Annotated in this window: 15 protein-coding genes; 10 read left to right on the top strand and 5 right to left on the bottom strand. The window is 66.9% G+C overall.

Annotated elements, in window-relative coordinates; all coding sequences use genetic code 11:
• Positions 1 to 200 precede the first annotated feature (200 nt).
• Both ACZYSP_RS02090 and ACZYSP_RS02085 read left to right on the top strand, forming a co-directional pair.
• A complete protein-coding gene (locus tag ACZYSP_RS02090) occupies positions 201 to 1,388 on the top strand; it encodes an acyl-CoA dehydrogenase family protein (protein ID WP_371127408.1) in 1,188 nt (395 codons plus the stop codon).
• On the top strand, positions 1,385 to 2,518 hold the full coding sequence (locus ACZYSP_RS02085; RefSeq protein ID WP_489012892.1) for a sigma-54 interaction domain-containing protein: 1,134 nt from the start codon (positions 1,385 to 1,387) through the stop codon (positions 2,516 to 2,518). The genes ACZYSP_RS02090 and ACZYSP_RS02085 overlap by 4 nt, the downstream gene beginning before the upstream one ends.
• Here ACZYSP_RS02085 and ACZYSP_RS02080 read toward each other — a convergent pair.
• From ACZYSP_RS02080 to ACZYSP_RS02065, 4 genes are all read right to left on the bottom strand, one after another.
• Positions 2,487 to 2,921 (bottom strand): hypothetical protein, encoded by a 435-nt coding sequence (locus ACZYSP_RS02080; protein ID WP_489012891.1) that lies wholly within the window; start codon positions 2,919 to 2,921, stop codon positions 2,487 to 2,489. The genes ACZYSP_RS02085 and ACZYSP_RS02080 overlap by 32 nt on opposite strands.
• Before the next feature lie 88 nt (positions 2,922 to 3,009).
• Positions 3,010 to 4,476, bottom strand: a complete 1,467-nt coding sequence (locus ACZYSP_RS02075) for an N-acyl-D-amino-acid deacylase family protein (RefSeq protein WP_489012890.1) — start codon at positions 4,474 to 4,476, stop codon at positions 3,010 to 3,012.
• Positions 4,477 to 4,499: 23 nt separating this feature from the next.
• Positions 4,500 to 5,615, bottom strand: coding sequence for a DSD1 family PLP-dependent enzyme (locus ACZYSP_RS02070; RefSeq protein WP_489012889.1), 1,116 nt, complete (start codon positions 5,613 to 5,615; stop codon positions 4,500 to 4,502).
• A 13-nt stretch (positions 5,616 to 5,628) separates the two neighbouring features.
• On the bottom strand, positions 5,629 to 6,600 hold the full coding sequence (locus tag ACZYSP_RS02065) for a Bug family tripartite tricarboxylate transporter substrate binding protein (RefSeq protein ID WP_489012888.1): 972 nt from the start codon (positions 6,598 to 6,600) through the stop codon (positions 5,629 to 5,631).
• Positions 6,601 to 6,763: 163 nt separating this feature from the next.
• Between ACZYSP_RS02065 and ACZYSP_RS02060 the strand changes: the two genes are divergently transcribed.
• The 3 genes from ACZYSP_RS02060 (at position 6,764) to ACZYSP_RS02050 (ending at position 10,128) form a co-directional block, all read left to right on the top strand.
• The gene (locus ACZYSP_RS02060; RefSeq protein WP_489012887.1) at positions 6,764 to 7,660 is read left to right on the top strand and encodes a LysR substrate-binding domain-containing protein; all 897 of its coding nucleotides are present in this window, start codon (positions 6,764 to 6,766) and stop codon (positions 7,658 to 7,660) included.
• 81 nt (positions 7,661 to 7,741) lie between these two features.
• On the top strand, positions 7,742 to 9,415 hold the full coding sequence (locus tag ACZYSP_RS02055) for an AAA family ATPase (RefSeq protein ID WP_489012886.1): 1,674 nt from the start codon (positions 7,742 to 7,744) through the stop codon (positions 9,413 to 9,415).
• Positions 9,412 to 10,128, top strand: a complete 717-nt coding sequence (locus ACZYSP_RS02050) for an alpha/beta hydrolase (RefSeq protein WP_489012885.1) — start codon at positions 9,412 to 9,414, stop codon at positions 10,126 to 10,128. Before ACZYSP_RS02055 ends, ACZYSP_RS02050 begins: the two co-directional genes overlap by 4 nt.
• A 28-nt stretch (positions 10,129 to 10,156) precedes the next feature.
• Here ACZYSP_RS02050 and ACZYSP_RS02045 read toward each other — a convergent pair whose 3' ends face one another.
• On the bottom strand, positions 10,157 to 10,720 hold the full coding sequence (locus ACZYSP_RS02045; protein WP_218137497.1) for a hypothetical protein: 564 nt from the start codon (positions 10,718 to 10,720) through the stop codon (positions 10,157 to 10,159).
• A 175-nt stretch (positions 10,721 to 10,895) separates the two neighbouring features.
• Here ACZYSP_RS02045 and ACZYSP_RS02040 point away from each other — a divergent pair, with 175 nt between their 5' ends.
• Genes ACZYSP_RS02040 through ACZYSP_RS02020 form a run of 5 tightly spaced genes read left to right on the top strand, consistent with a single transcriptional unit; the run spans position 10,896 to position 16,618 of the window.
• Positions 10,896 to 11,300, top strand: coding sequence for a type IV pilin protein (locus ACZYSP_RS02040; protein WP_489012884.1), 405 nt, complete (start codon positions 10,896 to 10,898; stop codon positions 11,298 to 11,300).
• On the top strand, positions 11,294 to 11,854 hold the full coding sequence (locus ACZYSP_RS02035) for a type IV pilus modification PilV family protein (RefSeq protein ID WP_093173658.1): 561 nt from the start codon (positions 11,294 to 11,296) through the stop codon (positions 11,852 to 11,854). The genes ACZYSP_RS02040 and ACZYSP_RS02035 overlap by 7 nt, the downstream gene beginning before the upstream one ends.
• Entirely contained in the window at positions 11,851 to 12,978 is a 1,128-nt protein-coding gene (locus ACZYSP_RS02030; protein WP_489012883.1) for a PilW family protein, read from the top strand. The genes ACZYSP_RS02035 and ACZYSP_RS02030 overlap by 4 nt, the downstream gene beginning before the upstream one ends.
• A complete protein-coding gene (locus ACZYSP_RS02025; RefSeq protein ID WP_093058386.1) occupies positions 12,975 to 13,547 on the top strand; it encodes a hypothetical protein in 573 nt (190 codons plus the stop codon). The genes ACZYSP_RS02030 and ACZYSP_RS02025 overlap by 4 nt, the downstream gene beginning before the upstream one ends.
• Positions 13,547 to 16,618 carry a pilus assembly protein gene (locus tag ACZYSP_RS02020; RefSeq protein ID WP_489012882.1) on the top strand — a complete coding sequence of 1,024 codons (3,072 nt, stop codon included), beginning with the start codon at positions 13,547 to 13,549 and terminating at the stop codon, positions 16,616 to 16,618. The genes ACZYSP_RS02025 and ACZYSP_RS02020 overlap by 1 nt, the downstream gene beginning before the upstream one ends.
• Positions 16,619 to 16,621: the final 3 nt, after the last annotated feature.

Raw genomic sequence — 16,621 nt, 5'->3', positions numbered from 1 at the left:
GCGCAATTTGTGCTGCTCCAGCAGCAGCGGAACACCACATCTGCTGCGCGCGGCACATTGCCCGCCCGCACTGCTGCCATGGAAGCAAAACAAGGATCGATATACGCATCGCATCGTTGGCCGGGCGCTTGCGCGCCGCCAACATGCTGCTGGCGCAGCAACCGTGCTGCCTGCACATACCGAGGCCTTGTGTGAGTTCAGTGAGTTCCGTTCTTTCCATTCCTGCTTCCGAATCCCCGCGCGACATCGCCCGCGAGCTGATGCAGCGCTTCGCGGCCACCGCGGTGGAGCGCGACGAGCGCGGTGGCACGCCGAAGGCCGAGCGCGATGCCCTGCGTGAAAGCGGCCTGCTCGCCTTGAGCATCCCGTCCGAATTTGGCGGCGGCGGTGCTGACTGGCGCGAGACGCTCGACGTCGTGCGCCTGCTCGCGCAGGCCGATAGTTCGCTTGCGCATGTGTTCGGCTTTCATCATCTGATGCTCGCCACGGTGCGCCTCTTCGCGCGGCCCGTGCAATGGCAGCCATGGTTCGAGCAGACCGCGCGCCGCCGGTGGTTCTGGGGCAACGCCCTCAACCCGCTGGACGACCGCACGGTGTCCAGCGCGCACGAGGGCTGGCGCGAGTTCACCGGGCAGAAGAGCTTCTGCTCGGGCGCGCTCGATTCCGAAATGCTGATCGCCTCGGCGCGCGAGGAAGGCAGTGGCGCCTTCATCGTCGCGGCGGTACCCACCGGCCGCTCGGGCATCTTCGTCGCGCCCGACTGGAACAACATCGGCCAGCGCCAGACCGACAGCGGCAGCGTGACCTTCGAGAAGGTGCGCGTCGAGCAGCACGAGGTGCTGGCCGATCCGGGCCCGCTCTCGACGCCCTTCGCCTGCCTGCGGCCGCTGGTGTCGCAACTCGTGCTGGCCAACATCTACCTCGGCATTGCGGAGGCGGCCTTCAACGATGCAAGGCATTACACGCTGCACGAGTCGCGCCCGTGGCATACGGCCCATGTGTCGCAGATGCACGAGGACCCCTATGTGCTCGGCCACTACGGCGACTTCTGGGTCGGCCTGGAGAGCGTGCGCGTGCTGGCCGACCGCGCGGCCGACCGGCTCGACGCGGCATGGCGGCTCGGCCCTGCGTTGACCGAGGCCGAGCGCGGCGACGTCGCGGTGGCCGTGGCCACCGCGAAGGTCGCGGCGACGAACACGGGGCTGGACATCTGTACGCGCATGTTCGACGTGGCCGGCGCGCGCGCCACGCATGGCGGCCTGCGCCTGGACCGCCACTGGCGCAACCTGCGCACCCAGACCCTGCATGACCCCGTGGCCTACAAACTGCGCGAGCTCGGCGAATGGGCCCTCAAGCAGCAATACCCCGTACCGACCTTCTACTCATGACCGCCTTCACCCGCCCTCTCGCTGTGCTGCCGCCGGCCGACGCCTCCCCCGCATCGGACGAGGACTGGGATGCCCCCACCCTGCTGACGCTGCCCAACCCGCGCAAGCTCACCACCTCGATCCGCGCCACGGCCCAGGTGTTCCAGGATCCGCGCTCGGCTGCGCTGCTCGAACGCGTGCGCATGGTGGCGCCCAGCGATGCCAACGTGCTCATCATCGGAGAGACCGGCACCGGCAAGGAGCTGATCGCGCGCCACGTACACGACCTGAGCCGCCGCAGCAGCCGGCCTTTCGTGGCTGTGAACTGCGGTGCCTTCTCCGAGAGCCTGGTCGAGAGCGAGCTCTTCGGCCACGAGAAAGGCGCCTTCACCGGCGCGTTCTCGGCCAAGTCGGGCTGGTTCGAGGCGGCCAACGGCGGCACGCTGTTCCTCGACGAGATCGGCGACCTGCCACTGTCGATCCAGGTCAAGCTGCTGCGCGTGCTGCAGGAGCGCGAGGTGGTGCGGCTGGGCTCGCGCAAGAGCGTGCCCATCGACGTGCGCGTGGTGGCCGCGACCAATGTGCGGCTGCAGGACGCGGTGGCCGCCGGCAACTTCCGCGAAGACCTGTTCTACCGGCTGCACGTGGTGCACCTTGCGCTGCCGACGCTGCGCGAGCGGCCCGGCGACATTCTTCCGCTGGCGCGGCATTTCATCGAGGAGTACCGCCAGCGGCTGGGCTACGGCGCGGTGCGGCTCGATGCGAGCGCCGAACAGAAGCTCTCCGAGCACGCCTGGCCCGGCAACATCCGCGAGCTGGAGAACGTGATTCACCACGCGCTGCTGATCTGCCCGCACGGCGTGCTGGGCGCGGAGCATCTGCATCTGTCCTCGTTGAACATCCAGAGGCGTCCAGCCGAGAGCGAGGTCTCCGCGCACGCCACGCCGCAGCAAGCGCTGGAGACGGTGCTGCGCGAGCTGTTCAACGAGCCTCACGAACAGATGTTCGAACTGATCGAGGACACCGTGATGCGCACCGCCTTCGAGTTCTGCCACCGCAATCAAGTGCAGGCGGCCAGGCTGCTTGGGATCAGCCGCAACATCCTGCGCTCCAGGCTCATCAAGAGTCGGGAGATTTCCGCGCTGAAGTAGTCCCCGGACCGGTTCGGTTTTTCGCAGCATTGCGGTCATCGCGTTGCCGTTGTCGATGCTCAGGGCCGTGCATTGAAGGCGGTCGCCCGCGCAGCAGCCTGGAGGTGAAGGACCGTGGAGCCGATGCGACCAGTGCGTCCAGATGGTTCAATGACCCGCCGGGTGGCGGCGCTGCAAGTCGCGCGGCCGAGAGTGCTGCAACGTTGATCTTCGAGGTCAGGCTTTGCGACGGCGAGCGCCCGGTGGCTTCGTTGATCCAGGCGCCCCCTGTCTGTGGGTCAATGTGGTGGCAGATGTATCGGGTCGTGGTCTTGGGCCAGAAGAGGCGCCCGATCGAAACGGTCGCGATCAGGCCCGTGCCGCCGTGCTCAGTCGAAAATTCAACGTTGATCGAGGTTGCCATCGAGCCACCATTCTTTTCTGATGTGTTGGCATCGGATTGTCAGGTGTGCCAGCCCGCTTGCGGAAGAAAGGCTCGGTGCGCGCGCTGCTCAGCCCGCCGTCTGCGGCACTTCGCGCGCCAGCACCCGCCCCGGCCGCGCTCCCGTCGACCCGCCATCGCGCCACACGATCGCGCCATTGACGATCACCGCCTCGATGCCATGGGCCGGTGCAATGGGCGCTTCGTACGTGGCGGCTTCGCCCACGGTGTCCGCGTCGAACAGGGCCAGGTCGGCATATGCGCCTTCCTTCAGCACGCCGCGGTCCTTCAGGCCGAAGTTCTTCGCGGTCAGTCCAGACATCTTGTAGATCGCGGTTTCCAGCGGGAACAGTCCGAGCAGGCGCCCGTAGTGGCCCAGCACGCGCGGAAAGCTGCCCCACAGCCGCGGATGCGGCGCGGCATCGTGCGGCAGGCCGTCGGAGCCGATCATGGTCTGGTCGAACTTCAGGATGCGCTGAACGTCGGCCTCGTCCAGCCTGAAATAGATACCGCCGGCGGGACTGAGGCGCCGGATTGCCTCTTCTTCGGTAACGCCCATTTCCTTTGCGATGACGTCCAGGTCGCGGCCGGCATGTTCGGGCAGCGATTTCGACCAGCTCACGATCACGCGCGAAGAGCTTGCCGCCCGGTCTGCCGACAGGATGGTGGAGCCTGCCGTGTAGGGGTAGCAGTCCAGGCAGATCGGCTGCTTGGCCATGTTCTTTTCGATGAAGGACAGCGCCTCTTCCGACCGGCCATGGTTCGCCGGCCCCACCACCTTCATGTGCGAGATCACGACCTGCACCCCGACCTCGCGGCCGACGCGAAAGGTTTCTTCGAGCGAGTCGATCACCTGGTCAGCCTCGTTGCGCATGTGGGTGCAATACACGCCGTTGAATTCCTTCAGCGGACGGCAGGTTTCGATCACCTCCTCGGTGGGCGCGGCAATCGACGGTTCGTAGAACAGGCCGGTGGACACGCCGATGGCGCCGGCCTGCAGCGCCTCCTGCACCAGTTCGCGCATGCGGGCGATCTGTTCCTGCGTCGCCGGCAGTCCGAGGTCGTCCAGCGTCGCAACCCGCAAGGTGGTGTGGCCCACCAGCAAGGCGCAGTTGGTCGCGGCTGGCTTGGCGCGCAGTTCCTCGATGTACGAGGCGAAGGTGGGAAAGGAGAACCAGTCGCCCTGCTCGTCGAGCAAGTTCAGCGGTGGCGTGACCGGTTGCGTGATGCCGCCCGGCATCGGCGCCAGCGAAATGCCGCAGTTGCCCGCGATCACCGTTGTGATGCCCTGGCTGACCTTGGGCGCCATGTCGGGGTTGGACAGCATGAGGCGGTCGTCGTGGGTGTGGGCGTCGATGAAGCCGGGCGCCGCGACGCGCCCTGCCCGGTCGATCTCCACCTCGCCGTGCGCTGCGGACAGATCGCCGATGCGGGCGATGCGGTCGCCGCGAATGCCGATGTCGCCCGTGAAGCGGGGCGCGCCGGTGCCGTCGACGATGCTTGCGTTGCGGATCAGAAGGTCGAATTTTTCCTGCATCGATTGCCTTGGATTGAAAGGAGTTAAAGCAGCGCGCCGCGTGCGGCGATAGGCCACAGGGCCTCCACCCGCTCGTCGCGCACGCAGACCAGGTCGTCGTAGAGATTGACGGTCGGGTCGCAATGGCCGGGCACCAGCATCAGCTGGTCACCCAGAGAAAGCGCGGCGGCATCGGGCGTGGCCAGCGCACCGTGCTCGTCGGCGGCTTTCACGTAGCGCAGGTCGGGGCGCTGCCACACGGTGGGCATGCCCGAGTCCACGCTGGAGGCCTTGAGGCCCGCGTCGACGATGGCACGCTCGGGCGTGGCGCGGCTCATGACGGTGGTGCGCACGAACAGGGCGTGCTCGAACGCGATGTCGTGCTCGCCACGCTGGTTGTCGCCGTAGTCGCGATCCATGAAGACGTAGGAGCCGGCCTGAATTTCGTTGAAGACGCCGGAGTCGCGCTCGTGCAGGAAGCTGCCGGTGCCCGCCCCCGTTACGCGCTCGACGGCGATGCCGCAGGCCTCGATGGCGGCGCGGGTCATGCGCGCGGCCTCCGCGGCGGCGGCAATGGCCGCGGCGCGGTCTTGCGGCGCTCGCAAGTGCTGGGCCGGCCCGTGATAGCAGTGCAGGCCCATGAAGCGCAGCGGTGCACTGGCCGCGATCTGCTGCGCAAGCCGCACCGCCTCTTCGCCGGGGGCAACGCCACATCGGTTGGCCCCGACGTTGACCTCGACATACACATCCAGCGTCACGTCCTCAGCCTGCGCTACGGCAACCAGCGCCTGCACCTGTTGCGGGTGATCGACCAGCACGCCCATGCGTGCGCGGCGGGCCAGCGCGGCCAGGTGGCGCAGCTTGGTTTCGCCCATCACCTGGTTGGTGACCAGCACGTCGGAGATGCCGGCGTCGACGAACACCGCCGCCTCGCTGATTTTCTGGCAGCAGATGCCGGCCGCGCCCAGGGCGATCTGGCGCAGGGCGATTTCCGGGGTCTTGTGGCACTTGGCATGGGCGCGCAGGCGCACGCCGCTGCCGCGCAGTGCCTCGGCCATGCGCGCGAGGTTGCGCTCGAAGGCATCGAGGTCGAGCACGAGCGCGGGTGTGTCGATGGCGTCGAGGCGATCGCCGGGCCTTGCGGCTTTCCAGGGAGTCATGGTGAGTTGGCCTTCAGTCGATCTTCGCGCCCGAGTCCTTGATGATCTTGGCCCACTTGAGCGTCTCGCGGCGCGACAACTCGAGGAACTGCTCCGACGTGGCGAAATCGGTCTCGGCGCCCAGCAGCCTGAAGCGCTCGCGCAATGCCGGGTTGGCCAGCGCGGTGCGGATCTCGGCATTGAGGCGCGCCACCACGTCCTTGGGCATGCGGGCCGGCCCGATGATGCCGCCCCAGGCTTCCACCTCGAAGCCCGGCACGCCGGCCTCGGCGATGGTGGGAATGTCCGGATAGGTGGGCGAGCGCTGTCGCGACGAGATGCCCAGCGCCCTCACCTTGCCCGCCTGGGCCTGCGGGCCGGACACCGGCGTGTTGACCATCATGAGCTGCACGCCTCCGCCGATCAGGTCGGTAATGGCCGCCGTTGCGGCCTTGTAGGGCACGTGCAGCATGTCGGTGCCGGTCATGGCCTTGAAGAGCTCGACGCCCAGGTGCGCGGTGGTGCCGTTGCCGTCGGACGCGAAGGCCAGCTTGCCGGGGTTCTTCTTCGCGTAGGCAACGAGCTCGGGCACCGTCTTGACCGGCAGGTCGTTATTGACGATCAGCAGGTTGGACAGGCGCAGCGTGTTGGCGACCAGCGTCAGGTCTTTCTCGACGTCATACGGTACGCTGGGCAGCAGCGACCGGTTGGTGGCCAGCGAGACGATGTTGCCGTAGGCCAGCGTGTAGCCGTCGGGCGCGGAATGCACCAGGTCCATGGTGCCGATCGTGTAGGAGCCGCCGGGCTTGTTGTCGACCACGATAGGCACGCCCATCTGCTGCGACAACTGAGCGCCCAGCGCGCGCATCAACGCGTCGGGTGCGCCGCCCGGGGCCGAGGGCACGATCAGGCGGATCGGCTTGTCGGGATAGGCCGCGAGGCCCGGCATCGAAACCGCCGACAGCGCGGCGAGGACGAGAGTACACAGCAAGGCACGTAGACGCATGGCAGAGAACTCCGGCAATGAAGGATCGGTGAGCGGATGATCTGCCCGCGAACCGGGTTGGACAAGCCATGTTTCCTGGGTTTAGCATGAGCTTTCCTCATGCACGAGGCCGGTGCGTATAGGCAGCTCCATCGGTTGCATGCACCAGACTTGCTCTTTTCTCATGAACCATCACGTTCGCGCTCCCTCGACGATGTCCCTGATGTGCCTGGAGGCCAGCGCGCGGCTGCGCTCCTTCACTGCCGCCGCGCAGGAGCTCCGCCTCACGCAAGGCGCTGTGAGCCGGCAGGTGCAGACACTGGAAGACCGGCTCGGCGTAAAGCTCTTCACGCGCCGGCGCGAGGCCCTGGCCCTGACGGACGCGGGCCGCTACTACCTGGGCGAAATCGGGCCGCTGCTGCAGCGGCTGGAGCGCGCCACCGCCAATGTGATGGCGCTCAAGGGCCGGGGCGGCGAGCTGTCGCTGTCGGTTGGCGCCTCGGTCGGCAGCTACTGGCTGATTCCGCGCCTGCCCGGGTTCACGCGCGACCATGGCGAGATCACGCTCAACCTGGGCACGCGCGTGGGGCCGGTGGACTTCAGCGCCACGCCGGTCGATGCGTCGCTGGAATTCGGCGACGGCCAGCGGCCGGACCTGCGCAGCGAGTTCGTGCTGCCGCTGGACCTCTCGCCCTACGCGGCGCCGGCCTGGATCGCCGAGCACGGCAAGGCGGTCGATGCGAACACGCCGCGCTCGGCGCTGATCCACCACCAGACCCTGCCCGGCGCGTGGGACGAATGGTTCGCACGCGAAGGCATCGTGGGCGAGGCAGGACGCGAAGGGCCGCGCTACGACATCATGTCGATGGCCCTCAACGCCTCGCTGGCCGGCATGGGCGTGGCGCTGCTGCCGCCCTACATGAGCGACGAGTCGGTGGCGTCGGGGCGCCTGCGGCGGCTGTCGCGCCGCAAATGGCGCTATGCCAAGGGCTACTACCTCGTGTATCCGGAAGAGTCGGCGCAGATGCAGTCGCTGCAGGTCTTCAGGCAATGGCTGCTGGCGCAGGTGAACGACTCCTAGCGTCCTGCCGCCGGTCTTGACCCAGGTCAAGCGCCAGGCCCTACCTCGTGGCTAGCATCGAAGGCGACACGAGGAGACACCGTGGAACTCGAGATACCGGAGATGCTGGCCGCTGCGCTGCAGGGTCAGGTCGGCGCGCAAACGCCGCTTGGCCTTCAACTGGGTGGGCTTGGCGCCGGCAGCGGTGTGCGCGTCGTGTCCAGTTGCCATTTCGACGGCCACTCGCTCAACCTGCTCTTCCAGCTGGGCCTGGCTGCCGGCTCACGCGACCTGGTGTTCCAGCTGCTCGCGCTGGACAACCTCAACGGCGAACCGCCCGCTAAGCCCATCTCCAGCCTGGAGTCGATGGTCCCGGCGTTGACCGAGTGGCTCTCGCGTGACCTGATCGATGGCTGGCTCTACCAGCGCGGCAAGGACGGCGTACTGCTGCCCTGGCTGGTCCATGCAGTGCGCCTTGTGCAACCGGCGGACAACGAGGCTTACGTGCTGGTGGGCCTGCTGGCCAACACGCTGCAGGCCGCTGGCCGCGAGCCGCCCTCCGAACCGCGCTTGCGTTTCGCGGGCATGACCTGGGGCCTGAGCTTCTACGCGGAAGACCTGCCCGGCCGCACGCTGGCCGGCCTATTTGCCGACCACGGCTTCCACAAGGAGTGCGCCGAGTTCAGGCGCGAGTACGACAAGCAGGTGGCGTGCTTCACGAAGCTGCAGCCGCAGTTCGGTGCCCAGTTCACCATCGACGGCAGCGCCTGGACGGCCGGTGAAGGCCCCCGGGCAGGCATGGCGTGCCACCGGCTGCCCGAAGGCGCGGTGGCTCGCTGCGTGAACGACGAGGAACTGCTGCAGCGCCGCTTCGACCTGGCCGCCGATCCGCACTACTGGCGCGAGAGTGGTGTCGACAGCGGCTTCGACCGCATTCCCCAGCACTGCTACTTGCACCTGTTCCACCTCGACTGGCATCGCAATATCTGGGTCCACGCGCAGCACGTGCAGGAATACAAGTACCAGCCCGGCCTGCGCGAGCGGCTGGTGCTGCCGCAGGCGCACCGCGACCTGATCGACATCCTCACGGCCGACCGCTGCTTCCTCGTGGAAGACGTGGTGCCGGGCAAGTCAGGCGGCACCACCATCCTGTGCAAGGGTGCGCCGGGCCTGGGCAAGACCCTTACCGCCGAGGTCTATGCGGAAGTGGTCGGCAAGCCGCTGTACCGCGTGCATTCGGGCCAGCTCGGCGTGACGGCCGACTCGGTGGAGGTCAGCCTGACGAAGATCCTTCAGCGCGCCGCGCGCTGGGACTGCGTGCTGCTGCTGGACGAGGCCGACGTGTACATCCGACGACGCGACAACGACCTGCAGCACAACGCCATCGTGGCTGAGTTCCTGCGCACGCTGGAGTATTTCAGCGGCCTGCTGTTCATGACCACCAACCGGGTCGGCGATATCGACGAGGCCATCCTGTCGCGCTGCATCGCGGTGATCGACTACCAGCCGCCAGGACCCGACGACGCGCGCCGGCTCTGGTCCACGCTGTCGACCCAGCTGGGCGTGGAGCTTCCGGGTGCGGTAATCGACAGGCTGGTGGTCGAATATGCCGGCGCCAGCGGCCGCGACATCAAGGAACTGCTCAAGCTCACCAGCAAGTACTGCCGCCGCAAGGAGCTGCCGCTGTCGGCGCAGTCTTTCGCGCAGTGCGCGGTGTTTCGCGGCATTGCCTGTGCCTCTTCACAGGTGTCGTCACAGGTGGGAGCGATCGAATGATCGACGCCAGCCTGCTGGGCGGCGCGCTGACCGGCCGCATGAGCTTCCGCCCAGGCGCCGCGCCCGTGGCCGCCCCGCTGCCACCCGGACGCCACGGCCTCTCGTTCGCCGAAGGGCGCGAAGCGGTGCTGGTGGTACCCGAGGGGCTGCCCACCAATGCACCGTTGCCGCTGCTGGTGATGTTCCACGGCGCGGGCGGCGAGGCCAACCGGGTGCTGCCGCATCTCGTGTCCCATGCGCGTGCGCGGCGCTTTCTTCTGCTGGCCCCGCAGTCGATGTACCCGACGTGGGACATCGTGGTCGGCGGACATGGCCCCGATCTGGAACGGCTCGATGGCGCGTTGTCGACGGTAGCCGCGCATTTCCGCATCGACCCCGAGCGCCTGGCGTTCGCCGGTTTCTCCGACGGCGGCAGCTACGCCCTGTCGCTCGGCCTGACCAATGGCGATGTGGCCAGCCACGTGATCGGGCTGTCGGCGGGCTTCATGAATGCGTTCACGCAGACGGGGAAGCCGCGCATGTTCCTGGCGCACGGGCGCTCGGACAGCCAGTTGCCGATCGAGACCAGCGCCCACCCGCATGCGCGACGGCTGCTGGAGAGCGGGCACGACCTGACGCTGCAGCCCTTCGACGGCGATCACGTCATCGTGCCGTGGGTGGTCGCGCGGGCGGTCGAGTTCTTCCTCGGGCCTCAGGCGGCGGCGCCAGCCTGAACTAGAGATGCGTCAATGCCTGGCGGCTTCAGCAGAACGGATCCAGATCTGTGTCGGCTCCGCAAGACGGGCACGTGACTACCAGATTCCGGCCCGGCCGGACTCGCATCCGCTGCTGGCAGCAGTGGCACCGGATCACGATCTTCTCCATGGGCGCTGAATTTGCGGGCTTCAGCGAGTAGACGGAGTACGTGATCTGGTCGTCCACGATGAACTCATTGCTGGAAAGGAAGCCGGCAATGAACCCGTTCACGGGGAAAAGAACGCTCGAGCCGGGGACTTCCGGCCAGAAGAAGCGAGTCGCGGTTTCCGCGGGCGCACGCACTAGGCGCGCCGCGCCTTTCAGCTGAGTCGGCTCGAATTCCAGATACGCGTCGCATGTCTTCCTGACCGTTCGACAGATTCCGGCCAATGGGTCCGGGATCAGCACGCCTGTTCCGTGCCGTTGAGTGCACAACTTGGTCAAGGTTGCGCCCGGGCCGATGTCCGCTCTGAGGACATGCAGGCCGGCACGCAAGCTTTCGAAATTTCTGGTCGGGTTCGGGTCCATTGCTTCAGTTTGCGCACCTCGCGCGGGAACTGAAAGGGGCATTTGTCCTGTTCTTGGCAGGCCCTCCGGCCTGCTTTGGCCTCGACAAAACACCCCTCGAACCACCTACTGCGACGCGTTGCGTCCATGCCGCGAAAGCTAGAAAAAGGTTTGTGCCAGGACTTAATGTGATAAATTCACATTTATAACAATGTGAAACATTTCTGACGGATCACGGATGAACGAGCCCTCGCACAAGCGCAGAACCGGTGGCTTCACGCTGATCGAACTGATGATCACGGTGGCCATCGTGGCCATCCTGGCGGCTGTCGCGTTACCCAGCTACCAGCAGTACGTCGTCCGATCCAAACGGTCGGCGGCGCAGGCGCAGATGATGGACATTGCCAACCGGCAGCAGCAGTTCCTCCTTGCAAACCGCAGCTACGCCGACAAAACCGCGCTGACGGCCAGCGGCTATGCGCTGCCGGCGGAAGTCAACAGCAACTACAGCTACGACATCGTCCTGACGACGACCGGCGTCCCCGGTTACACGCTGACCCTGACCCCGATCGGCGGCCAGACTGGCGACGGCGCGCTCACCCTCAACAGCGACGGCGTGAAGACGCCGGCGGAGAAATGGTGAGAAGCGCGGTGAGAAGCGCCCAGCGCGGCGTCAGCCTGCTGGAAGTGCTCGTCACCCTGGTCGTGGTGGCCTTCGGACTGTTCGGCCTGGTGGGCCTGCAGGCGCGCTTGCAGGCGTCGGAGATGGAGTCGTACCAGCGGTCGCAGGCGCTGATCATGCTGAACGACATGGCCAGCCGTATCGCGATCAATCGCCGGATGGCCTCGAGCTACGTCACCAGCGCCCCGCTGGGCAGCGGCAACACGTGTCCCACTGCCACCGGCACGCGCCAGCAGGTGGACAGCGCCGAGTGGTGCAACGCGCTGCAGGGCGCCGCAGAAACCTCGGGCAGCAGCAGGCTCGGCACAGTGATCGGCGGGCGCGGCTGCGTGCAGGACATGGGCAACAACGAATACCTCGTCACCATCGCCTGGCAGGGCCTGGTGCCGATCAGCGCTCCCCCCGCCGGCGTGGCCTGCGGCAAGGACCTGTATGACACCGCTGGCACGCGCTGCGTGAGCGATATGTGCCGCCGAGCGGTCACCACGCTCGTGCGCATCGGAGCCCTTTCATGAGCCCGTCGCGCAACCGGCAGCGCGGACTGACGCTGATCGAGCTGATGGTGGCGGTCACCATCATGCTCATCGTGGTGGCGGCCCTGCTCGCGCTGTTCCTGAACGTGAGCAACACCCAGCGCGAAATGGAACGCGTGAACCGCCAGATCGAAAGTGGGCGCCTCAGTGTCTTCGTGCTGGAGAACGAGCTCACCCACGCCGGGTTCTGGGAAAACTACATGCCCCAGTTCGACGACCTGACGGTCAACGGTGTGCCGGAGCACGTGCCAACCGGCACGCCGCCCGACCCCTGCCTGCCCTACTCCCTGGTCAACTGGACCGACGACTACAAGCGCGAGCTGCTCGACTTGCCGGTGCAGAGCTACGAGACCGTGCCCGCCAGCTGCACCGACCTGCTAAAGAACAAGAAGGCCAACACCGACGTCCTCGTGGTGCGGCACGCCGAGACCTGCCTGCCCGGCGCACCCAACTGCGAGGCGGACATCGCCGGCAACCTGTACTTCCAGTCTTCGTTGTGCGGCACGCAGAAGCCTTCGTCTTTCGACCTGTCCACCGCCGGATTCGGCAACATGCTGAAGAAGGACTGCACGACGCCTTCGCCCAAGCGCAAGCTCGTTGCCGACATCTACTACGTGCGCGACTACGCCGACACCGTGGGTGACGGCGTGCCCACGCTGGCGCGCTCGCGCTTCGACTTCGTGGGCGGCGCCCTGGCGCAGCAGCCCCCGGTACCGCTGATCGAGGGCGTCGAGGGGTTCAGGGTCGAGCTCGGGCTGGACACGATCGGCAAGACCAGCGCCGCCGTGAACTACGCCGCGGCCATCGACTGGGCCGATCCGGCGGTCAGGCTGACTCCCGCCAACCGCGGCGACGGCAGCCCCGACGGCAGCTTCGTGCACTGCAGCGTCGCCGCGCCCTGCACTGCCGACCAGCTGGTGAACGTGGTGGCGGTCAAGCTCCATGTGCTCGCGCGCAGCACCGAGGTTTCGCCGGGCCACACCGACACGCGCACCTACAACCTGGGCTCCGCCACCCTGGGCCCGTTCAACGATCACTACAAGCGCCACGCGTTTTCCACCACCGTGCGCCTGACCAACGTGACCGGGCGGAGGGAGACGCCATGACTCATACACCGGCCATGCGCCGCCAGCAGGGTGCTGCGCTGCTCATCGGGATGATCATGCTGCTGCTGATCACCCTCACGGTCACCGCGGCGTTCAATCTCAGCAGCTCCAATCTCAAATCGGTAGGCAACCTGCAGACTCGCAACGAAGCCGTTGCCGCGGCCAACCGCGCCATCGAGGAAGTTGCCAGCAGCCTGCTGGCGCCGGACTCCGACGGCACCCCGTCGCTGACGCCGCCCCAGGCCACCGTGAGCCTGGTCGACATCAACAACGACGGCACCACCGACTACACGGTCGTGGTCGCTGCGCCGGTGTGCGTACGTGCAACCAAGGCCGTCGACACGGGCGGTGGCACCGTGACCGGACCGAGCGGCATCACCGGCGGGGCCTCCAGCAGCGGCTCGGGGCTGTCCACTCTGCCCGATCAATACAACTCGGTCTGGGACATCAGCACCACCGTGACCGATGCCACCAGCGGCACCACCACCGCCGTGCGCCAGGGGGTGCGAGCGCTGCTCAACAAGGCGCAGTTCGAAGCGCTGTGCAATACGACCGGGCCGACACCATGATGACAAAGAAATTCTTCGCACCACTGTGCGCCGCCGCCCTGCTTGCCTTGCCGTTGAGCCAGGCGCGAGCCGAGGACATCGACCTTTTCGTGGGCTACAACCAGGCCGCCACCCAGGCGCCCAATGTGCTGTTCGTGCTGGACAACACGGCCAACTGGAACCAGCCGTTCACCGCCGAGATCACCGCGCTGGCGAAAGCCTTCGAAAGCCTGCCGTCCAACAAATTCAAGGTCGGCCTGATGATGTTCACCGAGACCGGTGGCGGCAACTCCAACTCCGATGGAGGCTATGTGCGCGCTGCGGTGCGCACACTGGACGACGGCACCAAGGTCAAGTACGGCGCGCTCATCCGCAGCCTGAACAAGCTCGACGACAAGTCCAATGGCGGCAAGGCCGGCAAGACCATGGCCGAGGTCTACCGCTACCTGGCCAGTAGCACCCCGATCGCCGGCAACAACAAGCTGAAGGCCGACTACAGCGGCAGCGTCTACGGCACCGCCGCGTCGAAGGCCGTGTACGCGCTGCCGCGCAACGCGCTGAACGCGGTGAACAGCACCACCTACGTGGGCCCCAGCACCGAAAACTGCATTGGCACGTACGTCATCTACATCAGCAACGGCGCCGCGCAGGACAACACCAGCGACAGCAAGACCTCCGCGGACGCCCTGCTCGCCGCAGGCGGCAGCACCACTTCTATCGTGCTGAGCCCCAGCGGCTCGCAGGACAACACAGCCGACGAATGGGCGCGGTTCCTGCAGACCAGCATGGGCGTCAAGGTCTACGCGGTCGAGGCTGCCAAGGCCACCGGCGGCCAGGGCCCAGGCTGGAGCGCACTGCTCAAGAGCATGGCCACCCAGAGCAAGGGGGAGTACTACGACATTTCGTCCGATCCCGACCTGGGCGCTTCGCTGGGTGCGGCGCTCGATGACATCTTCAGCAAGATCCAGTCGGTCAACAGCGTGTTTTCTTCGGTGAGCCTGCCGGTGAGCGTGAATACGCAGGGCACCTACCTGAACCAGGTGTTCGTCGGCATGTTCCGCCCCGACCAGGACGCACTGCCGCGCTGGAACGGCAACCTCAAGCAATACAAGCTGGGCCTGGACAGCAGCAGCCAGCTCGTCCTGCAGGACGCTGCCGGCGCCAACGCGGTGAACAACCAGACCGGCTTCGTTGCGCCCTGCGCGCGCAGCTACTGGACGCCGCTGCCGAGCGACACCGACGCATACTGGAGCTTTCGCCCCTCCGGCGACTGCCTCGGCAAGGAGGCGGCCGACAGCCCGGACGGCAACGTGGTCGAGAAAGGCGCGCAGGGCTACATGCTGCGCCGCCTCGCGGTGGCCAGCCGCAACATGAAGACCTGTGCACCCGGCGCCTGCTCTGCGCTCACCAGCTTCGCCGACGGCAACGGCAGCATCACGCAGGCGGCTTTGGGTGTGGCGAGCGCCACCGACCGCACCAACCTGATCAACTGGGTCCGCGGCGCCGACAACAAGGGCGACGAGCGCACCGACGCCAGCGGCAACCCCCTTACCTCCACCAGCATGCGTGCCTCGGTGCACGGCGACGTGGTGCACTCGCGCCCCGTGGCCATCAACTACGGCACCGATGCCGTGCCCCAGGTGGTGGTTTTCTACGGCGGCAACGACGGCGTGCTGCGCGCCGTCAACGGCAACCGCAGCACGGCCATCGGCTCGGCTGCGGCGGGCGATGAGCTATGGTCTTTCGTGCCGCCCGAGTTCTACGGCAGTCTCAAGCGGCTGTACGACAACAGCACGCGCATCAATTTCCCCGGCCTGCTGGTTACCACCGGCAGCGTGGCGCCCAAGCCCTACGGCATGGACGGCGCGGTAGCTGCCTACCGGCAGGGCACCACCACCGCCTGGCTGTTCGCGAGCATGCGCCGCGGCGGCCGGTTGATCTACGCCTTCGACGTGTCCGATCCCGCGGCGCCCACTCTCAAGTGGCGCAAGGGCTGCCCGAACCAGGACAACGACACCGGCTGCGACACCGGCATGGACGGCATCGGACAGACCTGGTCGGCGCCCAAGGTTGTCAAGTCGACCGGCTATGGCGCCGGCAACAGTCCGATGCTGGTGTTCGGCGGCGGCTACGACAAGTGCGAAGACGTCGACACCAACTCGGCCGCCCAGGCTTGCGGCACGGGCACCAAGGGCAACCGCATCTACGTGCTCGATGCGGCCACCGGCGCGCAGCTCAACAGCTTCGTCACCGACCGCGCGGTGGCGGGCGAAGTCACCATCGTCAGCGACAGCCTCGGCCTGGCACAGATCGCCTACGCGGCCGACCTGGGCGGCAACGTCTACCGGATCACCATCGGCGACGCGACGCCGGGCAGCTGGAGCATGACGAAGATCGCCTCGCTCGGCTGCGATACGGTGAGCACCTGCACGCCCAACCGCAAGTTCATGTTCGGGCCGGACGTGGTCATGGACAACGGCGTGTACGTGATCCTGCTGGGCTCCGGCGATCGCGAGAAGCCGTTGCGCTACTACAACTCCGCGCTCAGCGTGGCCAACCGCTTCTACATGCTGGTTGACAAGCCCACCGACACCGCCTGGCTGAGCTCCGAGTCGGATCATTGCAGCAGTACCCCCGTGCTGTGCCATGCCTCCCTGCAGGCCATCACCACCACGGCGACCCCCACGGCCACCGACCTTGCGAGCAAGAAGGGCTGGTATCTGGCCCTGGCCCCGGGCGAGCAGGTTGTGACCGCTTCGGTGACGGCCTACGGCATCACCACCTTCAACACGCACACGCCTACCAACCCAAGCGTGCAGCAGTCGTGCCGCGCCGACCTGGGCACCGCCAACGTCTACAACGTGTCGTATGCCAACGCTGCGCCCCAGGACAGCAACGGGCGGTTCCAGAACGTGGTGGGCGGCGGCCTGGCACCCTCGCCCGTGGTGGGCCGGGTCCAGCTGGACGACGGCAGCATTCGCGACGTGGTGATCGGCGCCAGGCCCGACTCCTTCCTGAGCCCCAAGGGCGCCACCCCCAAGTCGGCGTTCAAGCAGCCCAAGGGGCGGGTCTACTGGTTCATCCAGAAATAGGCG

It is taken from the genome of Variovorax sp. F042, from assembly GCF_057814215.1.
The sequence above is the reverse complement of the archived record's forward strand: the minus strand, read 5'-3'. Positions and strand labels throughout refer to the sequence as shown.